This is a genomic window from Pseudogemmobacter sp. TB195, assembly GCF_058313095.1.
Genome location: NZ_JBZEGG010000015.1, coordinates 56,232 through 75,774 on the forward strand (window position 1 = coordinate 56,232; position 19,543 = coordinate 75,774).

Below are 19,543 nucleotides of genomic sequence, written 5' to 3' on the forward strand. Positions count from 1 at the left end.
CGATCAGGCCGCCGAAAGCCGCGCATAGCGCCCGCCACTGACCGACAATTCGGCATGTGTACCCGTTTCTGTGATCCGGCCTTCCTCCATCACGATGATCCGGTCGGCATCGCGAATCGTCGCCAGGCGATGCGCGATCACCAGCGTGGTGCGGCCCTCGGCCAGGCGCTCCAGCGCGGCCTGGATCTCGCGCTCGGTCTCGGTATCCAGCGCCGAGGTCGCCTCGTCGAGGATCAGGATCGGCGGATTCTTCAGGAAGACCCGGGCGATGGCGACGCGCTGCTTCTGGCCGCCCGACAGCATGACACCGCGTTCGCCCACAATGGTGTCCAGACCCTGCGGCATCCGCGCGATCATCTCGGAAAGCTGCGCATGTTCCGCCGCCGCGATGATCTCGGCCTCGGTCGCATCCAGCCGACCGTAAGCGATATTCTCGCGCAGCGTGCCGCCGAACAGATATACATCCTGGCTCACGATGCCGATCTGGCGGCGTAAGCTGTCGAGGGTAAAACCAGCGATGTCATGGCCATCAAGCGTGATCGCCCCCGAGGCCGGCTCATAGAACCGGGGCAATAGCGCCAGAAGCGAGGTCTTTCCGGCCCCTGACGGGCCGACAAAGGCGAGGGTCTCGCCAGGGCGCACGTCGAAGGTGATGTCGCGCAGCACCGGGCGCGCCGGATCATAGCCGAAACTCACCGCATCAAAGCGTATCGCGCCGCTCAGCGCCGGGGCCGGGCGGGCATCGGGCTGATCGGCAATATCGGGCTCGGTCGCGAGCAGTTCCTGATAGCGGCGGAAACCGGCGATGCCTTTGGGATAGGTTTCCAGCACGGCGGCGATCTTTTCCAGCGGGCGGAAAAACACCGACGAGAGCAGCAGGAAGCCGACGAAACCACCCGCCGTCAGGCTGCCTTCCAGCACATAGCCCGCGCCCGCGACCATGATCAGCACCTGGACACCGCGCATCCCGATATAATTCAGCGCCTGGCTTGCCGCCATGATCTTATAGGCGTCGAGTTTCGTGCGCCGGTACATCGCATTGTCATGCGCAAAGCGCGCTTTCTCATGTTCCTCATTGCCAAAGGCCTGAACCACGCGGATACCGCCGACATTCTCCTCCATCCGCACGTTGAAATTCGCCACACGGCTGTAGATCGCGCGCCAGGTCGCCGTCATCCGCCCGCCAAAGACCGAGACAATCAGCACCGCCACCGGCACGATCACCGCCGTCATGATCGCCATCGGCGGATGCAGCCAGAGCATCAGCGCGAAGGCCCCGATAAAGGTCATGATCGCGATGAACAGATCTTCGGGCCCGTGATGCGCAACCTCGCCGATCTCTTCCAGATCGCGGGTCACGCGGGAAACCAGATGGCCGGTGCGCGATTTGTCGAAATAGCTCCAGGAGAGTTTCTGGATATGGTCAAAGGCGCGCCTGCGCATCTCGGTCTCGATATTGATCCCGAGCATATGGCCCCAATAGGTCACCACCGCCATCAGCAGCGTGTTGATCAGGTAGATCCCCATCAGAACCGCCGCCGCCACAAGCGTCAGCGTCCAGTTCCCCGCCGGGAGCAGCACATCGATAAAGCCCCGGACCGCCAGCGGAAAGGCCAGCTCCAACAGCCCCGACAGGACAGCACAGCCGAAATCAACCCAGAACAGGGTTTTCCAGGGCCGGTAATAGGTAAGGAAATCGCGCAGCATGGCTCACTCTGTCAGCCTTCGGGGCAAAGATATGGCCTGGACCCGAAGCGCCGAATGGTCAAGAGGCCTCAGCCAAAAGCCGCCACCCTGCCCGCGACCGTCAGGACGACCGGCGCGCCTTCCGGCAGGCGCGGGCCGCCCATCTGATCAACCTGGATCTCAGAGCCGCCACAGCTGACCCAATAGGTCAGATCATGCCCTTTGAATTCGACCGCAGTGACATGGCCCTGCGGCGTCTCGCCCGCCATTGCCGCGCGGATCGTGATGCGTTCGGGGCGCAGCGACAGGCTGATCCGCCCCTGCGCCGGGTGTTCCAGCGCGATCGGGCCCAGCATAGTGTCGCAGGTCTCGCCGCGGGCCTCGCCGGTGACCAGATTGGTGCGGCCGAGAAACCCCGCGACAAAGGGATCCGCCGGTCTGTCATAGACCTCGGCCGCCTGGCCACATTGCAACAGGCGCCCGTCTTTCATCACCGCGACGCGATCGGCGAAACTGAGCGCCTCTTCCTGATCATGGGTGACGAAGAGGATACCGATGCCGCTCGCCTTCAACAGCGCCCGGATCTCGCGCCTAGTCCGGGCGCGCAGCGCGGCATCAAGGTTCGAGAACGGCTCATCCAGCAAGATCACCGCCGGCGCGGCGGCAAAGCTGCGCGCCAGCGCCACGCGCTGCTGCTGGCCGCCGGAAAGCTCATCGGGGTAACGCAGCCCGAAATCGCCCAGCCCGACCATATCGAGGAAGCGCTGCGCCGTAGCGGGCGCCCGGTCTGCGGCGCCAAAGCCCACATTCTGCGCCACGGTCATATGCGGGAAGAGCGCATAGTCCTGGAACACCATGCCGATGCCGCGCTTTTCCGGCGCAATCCCGGTGATATCGCGCCCCGCCAGCCGGATCTGGCCCCGGTCCGGGGTCTCGAACCCCGCGACCATCCGGAGCGTCGTGGTCTTGCCACAGCCCGAAGGCCCGATCAGCGCAAGGATCTCGCCCGCGGCCAGATCCAGTGACAGATCATCGACCACAGCCAGGCCTGCGCCAAAAGACCGGCTCAGATGTGAGAGCGACAGCAGGGGCTCAACCGTCATCTTCTTCCCAATTCCTTACGGCCGGCGCCTTCATATTTCAGGATCAGCCCGACGAAAAACGCCGAAAACAGGATGATCGCAAGCGCGAAGGGCGCGGCCTCGGTCATCATGCCCTCGACGGTGCGGCCAAAAACCGTGGTCGAAAGGCTGCGCCAGCCGGTGGGCGCCAGCATCCAGTTCAGCGGCAATTCTTTGACCACGGCGATAAAGACCAAAAGGCCCGCCGCGACCATCGGGCCTTTCAGACGCGGCAGCGTCACGCGCGCAAAAGCGCGGCCCGGCCCGACCCCAAGCGCGCGCGCCGCCTCTTCCGGCCTTGTCCCGATCTGCATCAGCGCCAGCCGCAAAGGCCCGAGCGCCAGCGCGAGGAAGGTCATCACCCAGGCGAAGATCAGGACGCCATGGCTCTGATAGGCAAAGGGAATGACCGCAAGGGTGAAAAACACCATCGCGAGGCCAAAGGCCAGCGGCGGCGTCGCATAGCCCATCCAGGCCAGCCGGTCGGTCACACTGGCAAACCAGCCGGGCCAGCGCAATGTCAGCAAAACCACCGGCAGTGCCAGCGCGACGGTGAGCCCGGCGACCACCGCCGCCGCCAGACCCGAATTCAGCGCCGCCTGCCCCAGCATCGCCCAGTCGATTTCGCCAATTCCGCGCCGCATCCAGTGCCCCAGCACCGCCAGAGGCAATCCGAGCGCAGCGAGGCTTACCAGAACGACCCAGCCCCAGGCGGCAACCGCCCAAAGACCCAGCCGCACCGGCACGCCGCGCCGCTGCACCCCGGTCCCGACCCGGGCAAAGCGGCGGCTCCGCGTCAGCCGCGCCTGCGCATAAAGCGCCACGCCCGCCACGCCCAACAGCATCAAAGACAGCCAGGCGGCATAGGTCCGGTCGAAAGCCCCGGCATATTGCGTATAAATCGCGTAGGAAAACACCTCATAGCGCATCAGCGCGATGGCTCCGAAATCGCCGATCACATAAAGCCCCACGACCAGCCAGGCCGAGACCAGCGCCGGCCAGAGCTGCGGCAGCACAACATGGCGCAAGACCTCGGAGCGCGAACGGCCCAGCGAGGCCGCGCTTTCCTCAAGCCCCGGATCCATCCCCAGAAATGCCGCGCGCAGGTTCAGGAAGATATAGGGGAAGGTGTAAAGCGCCAGCGACAGAGCCGCCCCCCAAAGCCCGTGCAGGGGCGGCAGCGAGACCCCGAACCATTCCCGCGCAAACCCGTAATAACCCGACAGTCCCAAAAGCGCATAGGCCATCACATAGCCCGGCACCGCCAGCGGCAGCGCCATCATAAATGTGACGAGCCCTTTCGCCCGCAAGTCGCTGCGCGTCACCAGCCAGGCCATGGGAAGCGCGATCAGTGTGCCGATCGCCAGGACCAGCGCCACCAGCGAAAGTGTATTGCCCAAAAGCAGCAGATTGCGCGACCGGAAGACGATTTCCGCCAGTTGTGCCGGCTCGGCCCCGAAGGCGCGTATCACCAGATAGGCCGCCGGCAGACAGGTGCCGACGCCCACAAGCCCCGCTGCAAGCAGCAAGGCAAGCGGCGGGCGGGGCCTGCGCCCCGCCCGCCCTGATGATGTCACGATGCCCGCCAAGATCAGAGCAGCCCGACCTCACGCAGCAGCGCGAGCGTGCCTTCCAGATCGCCGATCTGGTTCACATCGACCTTCGGGCTGATCGCCTGGACAGCCTCAAGGCTTTCCAGCGTCGCATGCGGGATCACGCCCGTGACAACCGGATATTCATAGCCCTGCAGCGTGATGAACTGCTGCGCGGCGGGCGAGAGCAGATAATCGATGAATTTCTGCGCATTCTCTTTATTGGCCGAGGCTCCGACAATCCCCGCGCCCGCAACCAGCACCAGGTTGCCGATATCACCGGCTTCGAAATGTGCCTGATCGACGGGGAAGGCGTCATCCTTTGCGGTATAGCGGCCCAGGTAGTAGTTGTTCACCAGGCCATAATCGACCTCGCCCGCGGCAATGGCTTCGATCTGGGTGCCGTTGTTTTTGTAAACCTTGGTGTCATTGGCGATCATGCCTTCCAGCCAGGCTTTGGTTGCCTCATCGCCATGGGTCAGACGGAACGCCGTGACAAAGGCCTGGAAAGAACCATTGGTCGGCGCCCAGGCCACGCGGCCCTTGTATTTCGCATCGGTCAGATCGGTGATCTTTGCGGGCAGCGCACCCGGCTCGACCCGCTCGGTCGAGTAGACCAGCACCCGGGTCCGGCCCGATGTCGCCACCCATTTGTTCGACGGATCGCGGAAGACCTCGAGCACTTTTTCATTCTCGCCCGCAGCCAGCTCTGCGAAGACCGGGGCCAGAGCACCAAGCGCGCCGGCATCCTGGGCCCAGAACAGATCGGCCGGGCTGTTGGCGCCCTCTTCCTGCAGCAAGGCCGCCATTTCCGAGGTCGAGCCGTAACGCACATCAGTCTTGATGCCGGTCTCTGCCTCGAATTGTGCGATCAGCGGCGCAACCAGCGCCTCGCCGCGGCCGGAATAGATGGTCAGCGTATCCGCCGCCGCCATCGAGCCGATCCCGAGCGCAAGCGCAATGCCAGCCGCAAATTTTCCGGGCGCGAATGTCATCAGAAGGCCTCCTCCATTATGCCCCGCCGCCCGCGCGTTCTGCGCCTGCGGATGGGCCGGATCTCCGGCACAGGCCGGATCGTGGATCTGTCGCGAATTGTCGCAAAACCTATCCTGACAATTATCATCGGTAATCACAGAAGAAAACCGCAATTCTGACCAAAATGCTATTCGCAGTCCGGTCAGGCGGATTTTCCTGAAAAAGTGGTGCTTTCAGCCAGCGCTGACAAAGGCCGCAAGCGTCGCCGTCTCGGCGATCACCAGGGGGCCATGGGGCGGCTCATATACGCTGTGGCGATGGGTGTTTTCGGGCAGGATGACCAGGGCTGCAAAGCCATCCGGCACTGCCACGGGCTCCACCTGCGCGCCATCGACGGTCAGGCGCAGCCGGGGCGCATCGGTTTCGATGCGGATCTCCAGCCGCACCTCCCCCGCCCCGCTGGCGCTGGCCGCAACGCTCAGCTTCAGCCGCTGCGCGGGGCCCGGCACCGGCAGCGGCGACAATTCCGCTATACGGGGCGCGAGGCCGGTCGGCGGCAGGAGCGGTTCCATCGCGCGCGCAAGCGCCAGCAGCCTGCTGTCCTCCCAGGCCCGGCCGGCAAGCGTCAGCCCGGCCGGCATCCCGGTATCCGCCATCACCCCCATCGAAAGCGTCACCGTCGGAACACCCAGATGCCGGATCGCGAGATTGCCATTCGCGACCCAGGTGCCGTTCCTCCAGGCCAGATCCGCCGAAGCCGGGGTCACATCGGCATCCGCCGGCCCCACATCCGCCACCGCCGGAAAGATCACCGCATCATAGCCATGGCTGTCCATCCAGGCTTCCAGATCGCGCTTTCGGGTTTCCTCAAGCCCCCTAAAACCGTCTTCCAGATGCGGAATCTCGCGGAAATCCGTGACCGGATGCGCGCGCGCATGGGCGGGGTAATCAGCAATATCATCGCCAAAGCCGGTATAGCGGTCGGGCAGCGCGCCGTCGGGCTGCGGGAATATCGCCGCGCCATCGACCTGCGACAGCCGGTTGAGGCCCGGATCGCCATTCGCGGCCAGAAAATCATCCCAGGCCCAGACCGAAAGATCGACAATCTCTCGCCTGAGGTATTCCGGCGAGACAAGCCCCCGCGTCCCGATCTTCGGCGCCCCCCTCCGGTCGCCCTCGTAATTCGAAACCAGCGGGAAATCCGAGATCACCACCTCTGCCCCCGCCGCGCGCAGCGCCGCGACCACCCTGTCCATCAGCGAAATGACCGAAGCGCGGGTCTCGATCCGCCGCCCGGTCAGCCCGCCGATCCCCGGGCTGTCCCCGGTCCCGGCCTCCGGATCCTGGTTCACATACATCGCCGGCAGCGCAAAACGCCTGCCCGTCAGCGCGGCGGTCAGCGCCGGATAGGATGGCGGGCGGATCTCTGACGGGCGCGGCAGCGCAACCCATTCCTGCGCCCGCCACAGATCGCCGCGCGTCTCGGGATCATCGGCCACGATCACGTCAAGCACTTCCAGCAGATCCGCCATGCTGCGGCTATGTGGCACCACCACATCCATCGTCGGCACCAGCGGCCAGTTGCCCCGGACCGAGATCAGCCCGCGCGATGGTGTCAGCGCGCAAAGCCCGTTATTCGCCGCCGGCGCGCGGCCCGAAGACCAGGTTTCCTCGCCCAGCCCGAAGGCCGCGAAAGAGGCCGCCGTCGCGCTGCCCGACCCGTTTGACGAGCCGGAGGCAAAAGCCGCTGTCAGGTAAGCGGCATTCCAGGGCGATTCCGCCCGCCCGTAAACCCCGCGCTGCATGCCGCCATTGGCCATTGGCGGCATATTGGTCAGCCCGATCAGCACCGCCCCTGCTGCCCGCAGCCGCCGGATCGCGAAAGCATCATCCCCCGCGACCAGATCCTGAAAGGCGGGCGAGCCTGCCGCCACGCTCAGGCCTTTGACCTTGTAACTGTCCTTGGCGGTATAGGGGATACCATCGAGCGGCCCGAGTGTCTCGCCGCGCGCGCGGCGCAGATCAGAGGCGCGGGCCTCGTCAAACATCGCGGGGTTCAGCACCGGCACGGCATTCAGACGAATGCCGCTGCGGTCATAGGCAGCGATGCGGCGCAGATACCCTGCGACCAGTGCAACCGAGGTGACCTTGCCAGCCTCAAGACCCGCCCGCAGGTCGGCAATGCTCGCGCCGTGGAGGTTCATGCCCGTGCCGGGGCCTGAAGGGCGGCGGGCTGGTGTTGCGTGATGCAATGCACCCCGCCGCCGCGCGCAAAGATCTCGCGGGCGTCGACCGTCACCACTTTGCGCCCGGGATAGGCGGCGCCAAGGATCTCAGCCGCCTCAGCATCGGCGCGCGGCTCGCCAAAGCCACAGGCGATAACGGCGCCGTTCAGCACCAGATGGTTGATATAGGACCAGTCGTTGAACCCATGCGCATCGGTGATGGCTTCCGGCGCCGGGACCGCGATGATCTCGAGCCGGCGTCCCTTCGCATCCGTCGCGCCCTCAAGGATCGCGCGGATATCGGCCATCACCTTGTGATCCGGATGGCCCGGATTGCGCTGATCATGCAGCAGCACCTTGCCGGGGCTCGGGAAAGTCGCGACGATATCGACATGGCCATTGGTGCCAAACTCCCAGTAATCGCCTGTGAGCCCCTGCGGCAGCCAGATCACCTTTTCAACGCCCAGCGTGCGCGCGAATTCCGCTTCGACCCGCACGCGGTCGGCCAGAGGATTGCGGCGCGGATCCAGTTGCACCGTCTCCGTCGCGAACAAGGTGCCCTCGCCGTCGACATGGATGCCGCCGCCCTCATTGACCAGCAAGGATGACACCACCGGCACCCCGGCCAGCCCGGCGATAAAGCGCGCGAGGCCCCGGTCATTCTGCCATTCCGCCGGGTCATCAGAGCCCCAGGCGTTATACATCCAATCGACCGCCGCAATCGAGCCATCCGCCGCCTGCACGAAAGTCGGGCCGGAATCACGGGTCCAGAAATGCTCAATGGGGCGCTCGACCAGTTCAACGGCAGAGCCAAGCATCGCCTTCGCCCTTGCGGTCTCGGTCGGGTCTACGATCATCGTCACCGGCTGAAACGGCGCAATCGCCAATGCGACATCGGCCCAGGCGCGGTAGCCCGCCTCGCGCGCGACCATGCCCTCGCCCAGCGTGGCACTTTCACGCGGGAAGGCCATCCAGATCCGGTCCTGGGGGGCGGTCTCGGCGGGCATGAACCAGTTCTTCGGCACCACGGGCATCGGCAACTCCTGTCAGACTGTTGCCCGATCAGATGCCAGAATGCGCCGCTGGCGCAAGAGGGCGCACAGAAGGGTCCGACCACCCCGGCACAGCGCTCCACCTTCCAGGCGATGACAAAGCTGGCGGCGCCAAGCCTCTTCCTCGGCGCGGCGAGCCCTGACACATGTGTCGATGAAAACACCGCCAAAGATCGCCCGTGCCTCGGGAATTTGATCCAGCCGGTCCGCCGCCTCGCGCAGATCGCGTGGGAACGCTTACCGCAAGCTCGGCACTTCCAGCCAGGCCGGACTGTTTTCACGCGTCAGGGCCGCCCTCTGATCCCGTCTCGACCGGCGCCGCACCGGAATCCAGCAGGCTCCGGATCAGCTCGAAACTGTTTCTGACCCGGAGCTTGCGGATCATCGAGGCCCGGTGCACCTCGACCGTGCGGGGCGAGCAGTCCAGCACCCGCGCTATTTCCTTCGAGGTCATCCCCCCGACCATATGCCGCGCCACCCGCATCTCGGCGGGCGTCAGAAGGCCCGGCGCCGCCCCCGTCTCGATCACGCGATAGGTCCAGATCGCCAGGCGATGCGGTGCTTTCGGGGTCAGCGTCACCCCCCTGCCCTCCATCCAGACCAGCTGGCCGTCCTGGCGGCGCATGAAACGTTCATCGCGGATCATCGGCTTCAGCCGCAGCGCCTCTTCTGCGCGCTGGCCCAGCCGCTCGAAATCGGTCTCGCCAGGGTAAAGCACCCGCATCGAACAGCCCTCGAGCGCGCCCGGGTCCCAGCCAAACACCCGCCCCGCCGCCAGATTGGCGCGGCGGATCACCCTCTCGCGCAGCACCAGCGTGGCTTCCGGCGCATGCAGAAAGGCCAGTGCGGCAAGGTCATCGGGGGCAGAAGACGGCATCAGTGTCTCTCTATACCTGGGCACCTACGTATTTCTACGGATTCCGGCCCGGCCTGCAATCCATCAGCATCACCGGGGATCGGACCAGAGTCCGGAGAGGGATCATGGGAAACAAGATATACAATACCGCCGCCGAAGCGCTGGACGGACATCTGAAAGACGGGATGCTGATCGCCGCCGGTGGCTTTGGCCTTTGTGGCATTCCGGAACTGCTGATCGCCGCGATCCGCGACGCGGGCACAAAAGAGCTGACCGTCGCCTCGAACAATGCGGGCGTTGACGGCTTCGGCCTCGGGCAACTCCTCGAAACCCGCCAGGTGAAGAAGATGATCTCGTCCTATGTGGGCGAGAATGCCGAATTCATGCGCCAGTATCTCTCGGGCGAGCTGGAGCTGGAATTCAACCCGCAGGGCACGCTGGCCGAGCGGATGCGCGCGGGCGGCGCCGGGATCCCTGGTTTCTACACCAAAACCGGCGTCGGCACCGTGATCGCCGAAGGCAAGGAGCATCACGATTTCGACGGCCAGACCTATATCCTGGAACGCGGCCTCGTCGCCGATCTGGCGATTGTGAAAGCCTGGAAGGCCGACCCTTCGGGCAATCTCGTCTTCCGCAAGACCGCGCGGAATTTCAACGTCCCCGCCGCCACCTGCGGCCGCATCTGCATCGCCGAGGTCGAGGAAATCGTGCCGCTTGGCGCCCTGGACCCCGACAGCGTCCACCTCCCCGGCATCTACGTGACAAAGATCGTGCAGGGCGCCCATGAAAAGCGGATCGAACAACGCACTGTGCGCCAGAAGGAGCAGGCATAATGGCTGGCTGGGATCGTAACCAAATGGCCGCCCGTGCGGCGCAGGAACTCCAGGACGGCTGGTATGTGAATCTCGGCATCGGCATTCCGACGCTGGTGGCGAATTACATCCCCGAGGGCGTCGAGGTCACGCTGCAATCGGAAAACGGCATGCTTGGCATGGGCCCCTTCCCGTTCGAGGGCGAGGAAGACGCCGATCTGATCAATGCCGGCAAGCAGACCATCACCGAGCTGCCGCAAACCGCGTTTTTCGACAGCGCCACCAGCTTCGCGATGATCCGTGGCGGCAAGATCGCCATGGCGATCCTTGGCGCGATGGAGGTCGCGGAAAACGGCGATCTCGCCAACTGGATGATCCCGGGCAAGCTTGTGAAGGGCATGGGCGGCGCGATGGACCTTGTCGCGGGCGTGGGCCGTGTGGTCGTGGTGATGGACCACACCAATAAGGCGGGCGAGTCGAAAGTGCTGAAAGCCTGCACCCTGCCCTTGACCGGCAAATCGGTGGTCGACCGCATCATCTCGAACCTTGGGGTGCTGGATGTGGTGCCGGGCGGGCTGAAGATCGTCGAATGCGCCCCGGGCATCAGCGAGGCCGAGCTGCGCGCCGCGACCGAGGCGACCATCGTCGGCTGATCCCACCACTGCAAGACTGACATAAGGGGGCCGCCAGGCCCCCTTTTCCGTGGCCCCCTTCTTCCTACGGGCCCGCCCCCATCGCCGGCGCAAAGCTGCCTGGGCCACGAATCTCCAATGCTGCCTCTGCAAAATGCCACTGGCCCGGCTACAGCCACCGCGCTAACAGACATGTGAGATTTTCTCAGGAGCGACTCCGATGGCGGCCCCAGGCATTTCCGAACGCACAACCCTGTCCTATTTCACCGCAGCTTTCGTGGTCACGGCAATCGGGCTCGGGCTCGGGCTCTGGCTGGGCTTTTCCACCGAACATACCACGCTCGGGGCGCTGAAGGTCTTCTTCATCGTCTCGGTTCTGGCGGTGCTGGAAATCTCGCTTTCCTTCGACAATGCCATCGTCAATGCCAATAAACTCAAGGATATGACGCCGCTCTGGCAGCGCCGCTTTCTGACCTGGGGCATTATCATCGCCGTCTTCGGGATGCGGATCGTCTTCCCGCTGCTGATCGTGGTGATCGCCGCCAATGTCGGCCCCTGGACCGCGCTTGTGATGGCCGCAAGCCAGCCCGAACGCTATGCCGAGATCATGCATGATGCCCATCTGCCCATCGCGGCCTTTGGCGGCACCTTCCTGATGATGGTCGGCCTGTCTTTCTTTTTCGACAGTGAAAAAGACGTACATTGGGTACGCTGGATCGAGCAGAAAGCCGCGAATTTCTCTTCGATCAAGGGGATTGAGATCGCCTTCGTGCTGGTGATCATGCTGATTTTCTCGAAGATCATCGAGAATGATCCCGCGCTTGGGCCTGCGGCGTCGAATACCTTCTTCCATGCTGCGATCTGGGGGCTTCTGACCTTCCTGATGGTCGAGGTTCTGGGGGGCATTCTTGACCGCAGCCAGGAGATGCTGGAAGGCGCGGCCAAAGGCGGCGTCGGCGCGTTTCTGTATCTTGAAGTGCTGGATGCGAGCTTTTCCTTTGACGGGGTGATCGGGGCTTTTGCCCTGTCGCAAAACCTTTTTGTCATCGCCATCGGCCTTGGGATCGGCGCGATGTATGTGCGCTCGATGACCATCATGCTGGTCGAGAAAGGCACGCTGGCGGAATACCGCTATCTCGAACACGGCGCCTTCTGGGCGATCCTGATCCTCTCGGTCATCATGTATCTTCAGGCCATCGTGCATATTCCCGAAGTGATCACCGGGCTTGGCGGTGCGGTGCTGATCGGGGTCTCGCTCTGGTCGTCGATCCGCTGGAACCGCGCCAATCCCGGAGCAGAGTAAGGTCCGGCTCTCCGGACTTGCCGCGATGTGCGGTTCGGATCAGGTTTCGCCTGGTATCAGGATCCAGGCAGAGGAAGGGATGGTCCTATGGTGACTTTGCGCAATCTTCTGGTTCTGGCCCTGCTGGCAGCCGGGCCGGCCGGGGCCTGTGAGGTCAGGGACTTCCTGAGCACCGAATTGCCTGCAAAAGCCGATCTGCCCTGGATTGACGCGCTGGAACTGGCTTATCCTGGCACAGAGGTCAGCGCGAACCGTCAGACCCTGATCTTCGCTGACGGGCGCAAGCTGCCGACCGGCTTCGGTGACGTGCCGCTCTCTCCGCAGGAACGGCTGGAAGATGCCAGCATCACCGAACAATTCCTGCAGACCTATCCGCTGGCCTTTGATCTGACCCTGCGCGAGGCGCCCTGGTTCGACCCGGGCCGCGCGCGCAATGAGCCCTTCTTCCGCGCGCTTTACGGCAACAGCAAAGCCGAGGCGGCGGCGGGGCTTGAAGAGGTGCGCTGGCCGGGGGATGCGAAAGCCGTCTTCATGATGTCGGAAAAGACCTGCGCCGCCACGCAGCTGCGCGCGGCCCTGGCCGCGATCCACGCGCTCGGGCCGGAGATGGATGTCTATTTCCAGACCATCGGCGGCAGTTTCAACTGGCGCGTGATCGCGGGCACCACGCGGCTCTCGGGCCATAGTTTCGGTATTGCAGTCGATTTCAACACCGAGCTTGGCGGCTATTGGCGCTGGTCGGGTGCGCGCGAGGGCAAGGTCGGGCCCTATGACAACCGCTATCCCGAGGCGCTGGTGCGCGAGATGGAGCGATATGGCTTTATCTGGGGCGGCAAATGGCACCATTTCGATGGTATGCATTTCGAATACCGGCCCGAACTGATTGTTTACGCCCGGCATACGGGCGGGCGACCGGACTGACCCCTACCTTGAGCTGATCCCCTTCTGACAGGAGCACTAAGATGCGTTTCCCTGCACTTGCCGTCGTGGCGACCCTTTTCGGCGCCGGCCTCGCCGCACCAGTCGCCGCCCAGGATCTCCTGGAGGAATATACCGCCTTTATCGGCCCGGCCGATCTGGTGAATTCGAAAGGCAAGCGGCTCACCCAGCCCTGGCAGATCCTGCGCCAGGACCGCGCCAATTTCCACAAATTCGGCAAGGGCGATCCCGGCGATGAATGGGACAGCTTTTTCGGCAATGTGAAGAACCGCGATGCGATGGAGAAAATGCTGATGGGCGGCACTATGACCAAAGGCGCGCGCGCGGCCATCGTTAATGGCGGCGCGGTGGTCCAGGTGCAGATCTGGGGCCAGGGCGGTGTCGGGAATTACATCTCGGTGGATGTCTTCCGCTGAGCCGGGCGGGTCTGGAAGCTGGGTTCGGGGGCTCTGCCCCCAGGGGGCCTTACGGCCCCCTCCCCCGGGATATTTAAGGACAGATGAAAGAGCTCAGGCGGCGGCCCGGGTCGGGAACATGCCGCGGGTGATCGCTGCCATATCGACAGTGCCGAGTGGGCGCCCTGACGGGTCGGTGACCGCGAGGCGGGCGGCATTGCCGGCGATCAGCTGCTTTGCCGCATCTTCGAGGAGCGCGGTGGCCGGGATGGGCGCCAGCCCTTCGGTCGCTTCCCCCTTCTGCATCACGGTTTCGACCCGGATCACCCTGCCGCGATTGACGTGTTCGACGAAGCTTTCGATATAGCTGTCGGCGGGGGTCATCACGATCTCCTGGCCCGTGCCCTGCTGCACCATATTGCCGTCGCGCAGGATCGCAATGCGGTCGCCTAGCCGCAGCGCCTCGTCAAGATCATGGGTGATGAAGACGATGGTCTTGCGGATGTCCTTTTGCAGATCCAGCAGGATCGTCTGCATATCCACCCGGATCAGCGGGTCGAGCGCAGAAAACGCCTCGTCCATCAGAAGGATCGGCGCGTCATTTGCCAGCGCGCGGGCGAGGCCCACGCGTTGCTGCATGCCGCCCGAAAGCTGGTTGGGGTATTTTTTCTCGAACCCTTTCAGCCCGACGCGTTCCAGCCACATGGTCGCGGATTTCACCTGTTCGGCGCGGTCCAGACCCTGAACCTCGAGCCCGTAGACGGTGTTTTCCAGCACATTCCGGTGCGGCAGCAGCGCGAATTTCTGAAACACCATCGCCGTCTGGTGCCGCCGGAACCGGCGCAACTGATCCGGGTTCATTTTGACGACATCATCGCCGCCGACCACCACCTCGCCAGACGTCGGGTCGATCAGCCGGTTGATATGGCGGATCAGCGTCGATTTCCCCGACCCCGAAAGCCCCATGATCACCTGGATGCCGCCGGCGGGCATCGAGATATTGATATCCTTCAGCCCCAGCACATGGCCGTGTTTCTCATTCAGCTCGGTCTTGGTCATGCCCGCCTCGACCCGGGCGACCATATCAGCCGCATGCGGGCCGAAGATCTTATAAAGCTTGCGGATCTCGATGCCGATTGCGGAAGTATCACCCATGAACGATCTCCAGATGCTTTTGCAGACGGCGCCCGTAAGCCTGGCTCACGCGGTCGAAGAGGATGGCGATGCAGACGATGGCAAAACCATTGAAAAGCCCGATCGAGAAATACTGGTTGTTGATCGCCTGCAGCACCGGCTGGCCCAGCCCCTGCACCCCGATCATTGCCGCGATCACCACCATGGCCAGCGCCATCATGATCGTCTGGTTGATCCCGGCCATGATGGTCGGCAGGGCCAGCGGCATCTGTACGTTTTTCAGTTTTTGCCAGGAAGATGAGCCAAAGGCATCCGCCGCCTCGAGCACATCCTTGTCGACCATGCGGATGCCAAGGTTTGTCAGGCGGATGATCGGCGGGATGGCATAGATCACCACTGCGATCACGCCCGGCACCCGGCCGATCCCCAGGAGCATGACGACCGGGATCAGATAGACGAAACTCGGCATGGTCTGCATCACGTCCAGCACCGGGTTGACCACGGCCTGCATCCGGTTTGACCGCGCCATCAGGATCCCGACCGGGATCCCGACCGCAATGGCCACCACCGTACAGACGAAGATCATCGAGATGGTCCGCATCGTGTCATCCCACATGCCGAACCAGCCGATCGCCAGCAGCGAGACCACAGCAAAAGCCGTGATCTTCCAGCTGCGGCTGGCAAACCAGGCGATCAGCGCGATCACCAGCAGCACAATCGGCCAGGGTGTCTTCAGCATCAGGTTTTCAGACCAGATCAGGAACAGCCGCAGCGGCTCGAAGAGCCATTCGAATGTATCGCCCCAGGCGCGGGTAAAGGCCCGGAAATTCTCGTCTATCCCCTTGCGCAGATCTCGCAGCGCACTTGTTTCCATGGTGGGGAATTTGGTCAGCCAATCCATCCTGGTGTCCCTGTCAGATGCCGTGATTAACGGGTGGCCGGTCCTTAGCGGACCTGTTGATCTTAAAAGATATGAATGCGCGCGCGCCGGTGTTAACCGGCGCGGGCAGGATCCGGCGGCATCACGGCCGCCGGTCAGAGGCTCAGAGCGCGGCCTTGATCTTTTCCGCAGCCTCGGGGCTCACCCATTTCGTCCAGATCTCCTCATTCTCTTTGAGGAAATGACGCGCGCCGTCATCGCCGGTCGCCTGGTTGTCGGTCATCCAGGCCATCAGCCCGTTGACGGTCGCATTCGACCAGGAGCGGGTGTCGAGATAGGCCTTCACCTCGGCGGGAGCGCTTTCGGCGAATTTCGAGGTCATGATGGTCTGGACGGTATCACCCGGCCAGTCATTCTTTTGCGGATCGGCGCAATCGGCATTCGCGTTGCACGACGTCCAGGCCTCGGCGTCATAAGGGACGCCATGCTCCAGCTTGACCATCTCGTATTTGCCCAAGAGCGCGGTCGGGGCCCAGTAATAGCCGACCCAGCCCTGCTTGTTCTCGTAAGCCCGCGCGATGGAGCCGTCGAGCCCTGCCGCCGAACCGGTGTCGATCAGCTTGAAGCCCTTTTCTTCGCCGCCATAGGCCTTGAAAAGCTGCGTGGTCACAACCGTACCACCCCAGCCCTGCGGGCCGTTGAAGACCGCACCCTTGGACGGGTCTTCAGAATCGGGGAACAGGTCCGGATGCGCCAGCGCATCATCGATGGTCTTGATATCCGGGTTCGCATCCGCGAGATATTTCGGGATCCACCAGCCCTGAACCGCGCCATCCGAAAGCGCCAGCGCGCCTTTCACCAGACGGCCCTCTTCGGTGCCGCGCTCGATCACTTCCGGGACGAGATCAACCCAGCCTTCGGGTGCGATATCGGGCTGGCCGCGTTCCACCATCGAGGTGATGGTCGGCACGGTATCGCCCGAAATCACGGTCGCGTTGCAGCCATAGCCCTCGGACAGGATGATCGCATCCAGTGCTGCCAGCACTTCGGCGCTCTGCCAGTTCATGCTTGCGATGGTCACATCACCGCAATCAGCGAAAGCCGCCGTGGCGCCAAGGCCGAGCCCCAGCGACAGCGCGACAGTTGCGACGGATTTTTTCATGGTCATCTCCCGGTTGCGGTTTGTTTGAAGGATCTCCAGACGATACCGCTCATGTCTGCAGATTGGATAATGCCGTCCGACGTCGTCCCGGATGCTGACGGTTTCCCGCCCTGCCCTTCTGTCGGCCGGTGAGTCCTTTTTCCTGAAGTCAGCGCATATTCTGCCAGGTCACAGCGCAATTTACGACACCAGTGGCAGAATTGCGACCCCTGTCAGGTAATCACCGGGTTTAGCAGATTTTTCCCTCCGCCCTCCGCCTCCTGTGGCGGGTGCAGCCCCGGACTATACCGGCAGTTCGCTGCGCGCCCCGCCGGGGAAATGTGAATACTTGTTCGGCGAAACGCCATATTTCTGACGGAAGCTGCGCGCGAAATGCGACGAGGAAACATAGCCACAGGCCACGGCCACTTCCATCACCGTCATATTGGTTTCGGACAGCAAAAGCCTGCCATGCGACAGCCGCAGCCCGTTCAGATATTGCACCGGCGTCACGCCAAGATAGCGGCGGAACAACCGCTGGATCTGGCGCGGCGTGACACCGACATGATCGGCACATTCCTCCAGCAGGAAATCCTCTGACAGCCGCCCTTCCAGCCAGGCCACGGCCTTGACGACATGCTCGTTCCGCGTGCCCAGCCGCGACGCGAGCGAGGTCATCTGATCATCGCTTTCGCGCCGCATATGGGTCAGCAGGCACATATCCATCACCGCCTGCGCCAAAGCCGGCCCGTAATGTTCCGAGATCAGCTTGACCACCAGTTCAGCCGAGGCAATGCCGCCGGCACAGGTGATAACCCGGTTGTCGATGCAAAATACCCGGCGCAGCGGCTCGAGCTCCGGATAGGTCTCGACAAATCCGGGGATGTTTTCCCAATGCAGCGTGAACTGCCGGTCTTTGAGGATCCCCGCTTTCGCCAGCGTATAGGCCCCGGTGCACAGGCTCCCCACGGTCCGGCCGCGCCGCCATTGCACCCGGATCCAGTCTGACATCCGCCGCGTGGTGGTCATCTCCGGCTCGGTCCCGGCGCAGATCAGCACATAGCCCGAAGGGGCCTCGGGCGGCAGCCCGCCATCGACCCCGACCCGCATCCCGTTCGACGCCGTGACCTGCTCGCCCTCAGACGACCAGACCGCCCATTCGAACAGCGTCTTCCCCGCCAGCTGGTTTGCCACCCGCAAAGGCTCCACCGCCGAGGTGAAAGCCAGCATGGTGAATTGCGGCAAAAGCACAAACCCGACCGAGACTGGCGCCCCCTGATGCGGCACGTCGATATGGGCCACCCCGCGCGAGATGAAAGACCGTGCGCTCACTCTGCCCCTCCTGCGATACCGTCAAAGGCCCCGGGCGAGACCTCTTCCCAAAACACAAGAATAGCAGCAGCGTTCAGCGCCGACATCCAGCCATGACGTTCAAAATCATCTCGGGCAGCACCGTCAAGCCGCGCCTGAAACAGCCGGCGGTCCGCATCACGCTGCGTCGGTGTCCGCGCCTGGGCCAGCGCCTGGATCCTCGCGAGCCGTTGCGCCCGCGGCGAAAGCGCGCCCGCTGCGGTAAGGTTTCGCGGCGAAACCTCCACCGCATCTTTCGCGGCGCCTTCCTTCAGCACTTTCGACAGATAGCCGACCGCGTTCCTGACGCCCCCCTGCCCCGCCACATAGTCAAGCTTCTGGCGCAGATGATCCTCGCCATGTTCCTGTATCCATTGCCGCGCCAGCCGGTCCGAGACCCCAAGCGCCCTGAGCCGCGCATAGGCATCTGAATTGCGATGCCCCTCGCCGTCATCCATATCAAGGATCGCAAGCTGCGGGTTTTCGGCGATCAGAAACCGGATCTCCGTCACCTGGCGGCCCATTTTGCGAAAATCCGGGGTCACCACGATATTCGACGTCTTGTTCACCTCACTCACCGCAGGCTTGATGATCTTGGCGTTCAGATGCTTGAACTCATCATAATAGGGGCTGTCCGCCACCCCCATCAGCCGGCGGAAAATATCCAGCGACCACCAGCCGGTCGAACCGGTGCGGATAAAGCGGTAGCAATTCTCATAGAGCGCCAGTGCATGGCCCGAGGTGAACCGCCGCTGGATGTTGAGATTGATCAGCGCGAAGACCTTGGGGTCATGCAGCTTTTCCGCCAGCGCCGGCGAATAGGCATATTCGCAAATGCCGCCCTTGAGCTTGGCATAGGCCAGCAGCGCCGAGACCCCCCATTCCTGCTGACCGTCGGCGTCAAGCATGTCCCATTCCGCCACCGTCTCGGCCAGCCCGCGCAGAGACGCTTTCAGCGTCTCCATATCATTCGAATTATAGCCGATCATCAGGCAAAGCGTACGCGCATCGATCTGATGGCGCGGCTGCGAGGTCAGGGTGTCATAGGCATTGAGGAGGAGGACATTCGACAGCTTGCGCTGAAGAAGGCTCAGCTTCCCCGAGACATGGATCGCCGCCACATGCTTCTTCACCGCGCCACGCCTGAGCGGACCGCTCAGCCGGTCACGCGGAATGTCCTCTGTTCCAGTCCTGTCTGAAACCCTGTCTTCTGTGACCCGTTCCGGGATCTGCATCGGCCTGCCCTCGCTCAGCGCCGGATCTGTAATCCGGTCATTGCGCAGACGCCCGGCCCATCGCCGAATCCCGTCTGTCGCTATTGTTATGGCGGGATCATCCGGCAAAAGGTATCCAAATGCAAGAACCGGACGGGAACCCTCAGGGCAAGCCGGAAGGCCGAACCGTAAACGGGAACCTGAGCTATCCTGCCGCTTCCGGAAAGGTATCCGTT

At 63.4% G+C, this 19,543-nt stretch carries 17 protein-coding genes; 5 read left to right on the top strand and 12 right to left on the bottom strand.

Going from position 1 to position 19,543, the window contains the following annotated elements; all coding sequences use genetic code 11:
- Positions 1–3: 3 nt before the first annotated feature.
- The 7 genes from AC4FS3_RS16050 to AC4FS3_RS16080 form a co-directional block, all read right to left on the bottom strand.
- The gene (locus AC4FS3_RS16050) at positions 4–1,707 is read right to left on the bottom strand and encodes an ABC transporter ATP-binding protein (RefSeq protein ID WP_491021394.1); all 1,704 of its coding nucleotides are present in this window, start codon (positions 1,705–1,707) and stop codon (positions 4–6) included.
- Positions 1,708–1,775: 68 nt separating this feature from the next.
- Positions 1,776–2,789, bottom strand: a complete 1,014-nt coding sequence (locus AC4FS3_RS16055; protein ID WP_491021395.1) for an ABC transporter ATP-binding protein — start codon at positions 2,787–2,789, stop codon at positions 1,776–1,778.
- On the bottom strand, positions 2,786–4,384 hold the full coding sequence (locus AC4FS3_RS16060; protein WP_491021396.1) for an ABC transporter permease: 1,599 nt from the start codon (positions 4,382–4,384) through the stop codon (positions 2,786–2,788). The genes AC4FS3_RS16055 and AC4FS3_RS16060 overlap by 4 nt, the downstream gene beginning before the upstream one ends.
- 14 nt (positions 4,385–4,398) lie before the next feature.
- Positions 4,399–5,394: an iron ABC transporter substrate-binding protein gene (locus AC4FS3_RS16065; RefSeq protein ID WP_491021397.1), complete on the bottom strand. Its 996-nt coding sequence runs from the start codon at positions 5,392–5,394 to the stop codon at positions 4,399–4,401.
- Positions 5,395–5,607: 213 nt separating this feature from the next.
- Complete coding sequence (locus AC4FS3_RS16070; RefSeq protein WP_491021398.1) at positions 5,608–7,578, bottom strand: amidase; 1,971 nt, start codon at positions 7,576–7,578, stop codon at positions 5,608–5,610.
- Entirely contained in the window at positions 7,575–8,633 is a 1,059-nt protein-coding gene (locus AC4FS3_RS16075) for an agmatine deiminase family protein (RefSeq protein WP_491021399.1), read from the bottom strand. The genes AC4FS3_RS16070 and AC4FS3_RS16075 overlap by 4 nt, the downstream gene beginning before the upstream one ends.
- A 295-nt stretch (positions 8,634–8,928) precedes the next feature.
- Positions 8,929–9,528, bottom strand: coding sequence for a helix-turn-helix transcriptional regulator (locus tag AC4FS3_RS16080; RefSeq protein WP_491021400.1), 600 nt, complete (start codon positions 9,526–9,528; stop codon positions 8,929–8,931).
- Positions 9,529–9,632: 104 nt separating this feature from the next.
- Here AC4FS3_RS16080 and AC4FS3_RS16085 point away from each other — a divergent pair, with 104 nt between their 5' ends.
- The 5 genes from AC4FS3_RS16085 (at position 9,633) to AC4FS3_RS16105 (ending at position 13,609) form a co-directional block, all read left to right on the top strand.
- A complete protein-coding gene (locus tag AC4FS3_RS16085; protein ID WP_283179209.1) occupies positions 9,633–10,340 on the top strand; it encodes a CoA transferase subunit A in 708 nt (235 codons plus the stop codon).
- Complete coding sequence (locus tag AC4FS3_RS16090) at positions 10,340–10,972, top strand: 3-oxoacid CoA-transferase subunit B (RefSeq protein ID WP_198835010.1); 633 nt, start codon at positions 10,340–10,342, stop codon at positions 10,970–10,972. Before AC4FS3_RS16085 ends, AC4FS3_RS16090 begins: the two co-directional genes overlap by 1 nt.
- A gap of 199 nt (positions 10,973–11,171) precedes the next feature.
- Positions 11,172–12,254 carry a DUF475 domain-containing protein gene (locus AC4FS3_RS16095; protein ID WP_491021401.1) on the top strand — a complete coding sequence of 361 codons (1,083 nt, stop codon included), beginning with the start codon at positions 11,172–11,174 and terminating at the stop codon, positions 12,252–12,254.
- An 87-nt stretch (positions 12,255–12,341) separates the two neighbouring features.
- Positions 12,342–13,175 carry a M15 family metallopeptidase gene (locus AC4FS3_RS16100; RefSeq protein ID WP_491021402.1) on the top strand — a complete coding sequence of 278 codons (834 nt, stop codon included), beginning with the start codon at positions 12,342–12,344 and terminating at the stop codon, positions 13,173–13,175.
- A gap of 41 nt (positions 13,176–13,216) precedes the next feature.
- The gene (locus tag AC4FS3_RS16105) at positions 13,217–13,609 is read left to right on the top strand and encodes a hypothetical protein (protein WP_491021403.1); all 393 of its coding nucleotides are present in this window, start codon (positions 13,217–13,219) and stop codon (positions 13,607–13,609) included.
- 93 nt (positions 13,610–13,702) lie between these two features.
- Here the strand turns inward: AC4FS3_RS16105 and AC4FS3_RS16110 are convergent, their stop codons facing one another.
- From AC4FS3_RS16110 to AC4FS3_RS16130, 5 genes are all read right to left on the bottom strand, one after another.
- Positions 13,703–14,743 (bottom strand): quaternary amine ABC transporter ATP-binding protein, encoded by a 1,041-nt coding sequence (locus AC4FS3_RS16110; protein ID WP_491021404.1) that lies wholly within the window; start codon positions 14,741–14,743, stop codon positions 13,703–13,705.
- On the bottom strand, positions 14,736–15,623 hold the full coding sequence (locus AC4FS3_RS16115) for an ABC transporter permease (protein WP_283179205.1): 888 nt from the start codon (positions 15,621–15,623) through the stop codon (positions 14,736–14,738). The genes AC4FS3_RS16110 and AC4FS3_RS16115 overlap by 8 nt, the downstream gene beginning before the upstream one ends.
- Before the next feature lie 142 nt (positions 15,624–15,765).
- Positions 15,766–16,764, bottom strand: a complete 999-nt coding sequence (locus AC4FS3_RS16120) for an ABC transporter substrate-binding protein (protein ID WP_283179204.1) — start codon at positions 16,762–16,764, stop codon at positions 15,766–15,768.
- A gap of 282 nt (positions 16,765–17,046) precedes the next feature.
- On the bottom strand, positions 17,047–18,075 hold the full coding sequence (locus tag AC4FS3_RS16125; protein ID WP_370584714.1) for a GlxA family transcriptional regulator: 1,029 nt from the start codon (positions 18,073–18,075) through the stop codon (positions 17,047–17,049).
- Positions 18,072–19,328, bottom strand: a complete 1,257-nt coding sequence (locus AC4FS3_RS16130) for a replication initiation protein (RefSeq protein WP_491021405.1) — start codon at positions 19,326–19,328, stop codon at positions 18,072–18,074. The genes AC4FS3_RS16125 and AC4FS3_RS16130 overlap by 4 nt, the downstream gene beginning before the upstream one ends.
- Positions 19,329–19,543 lie beyond the last annotated feature (215 nt).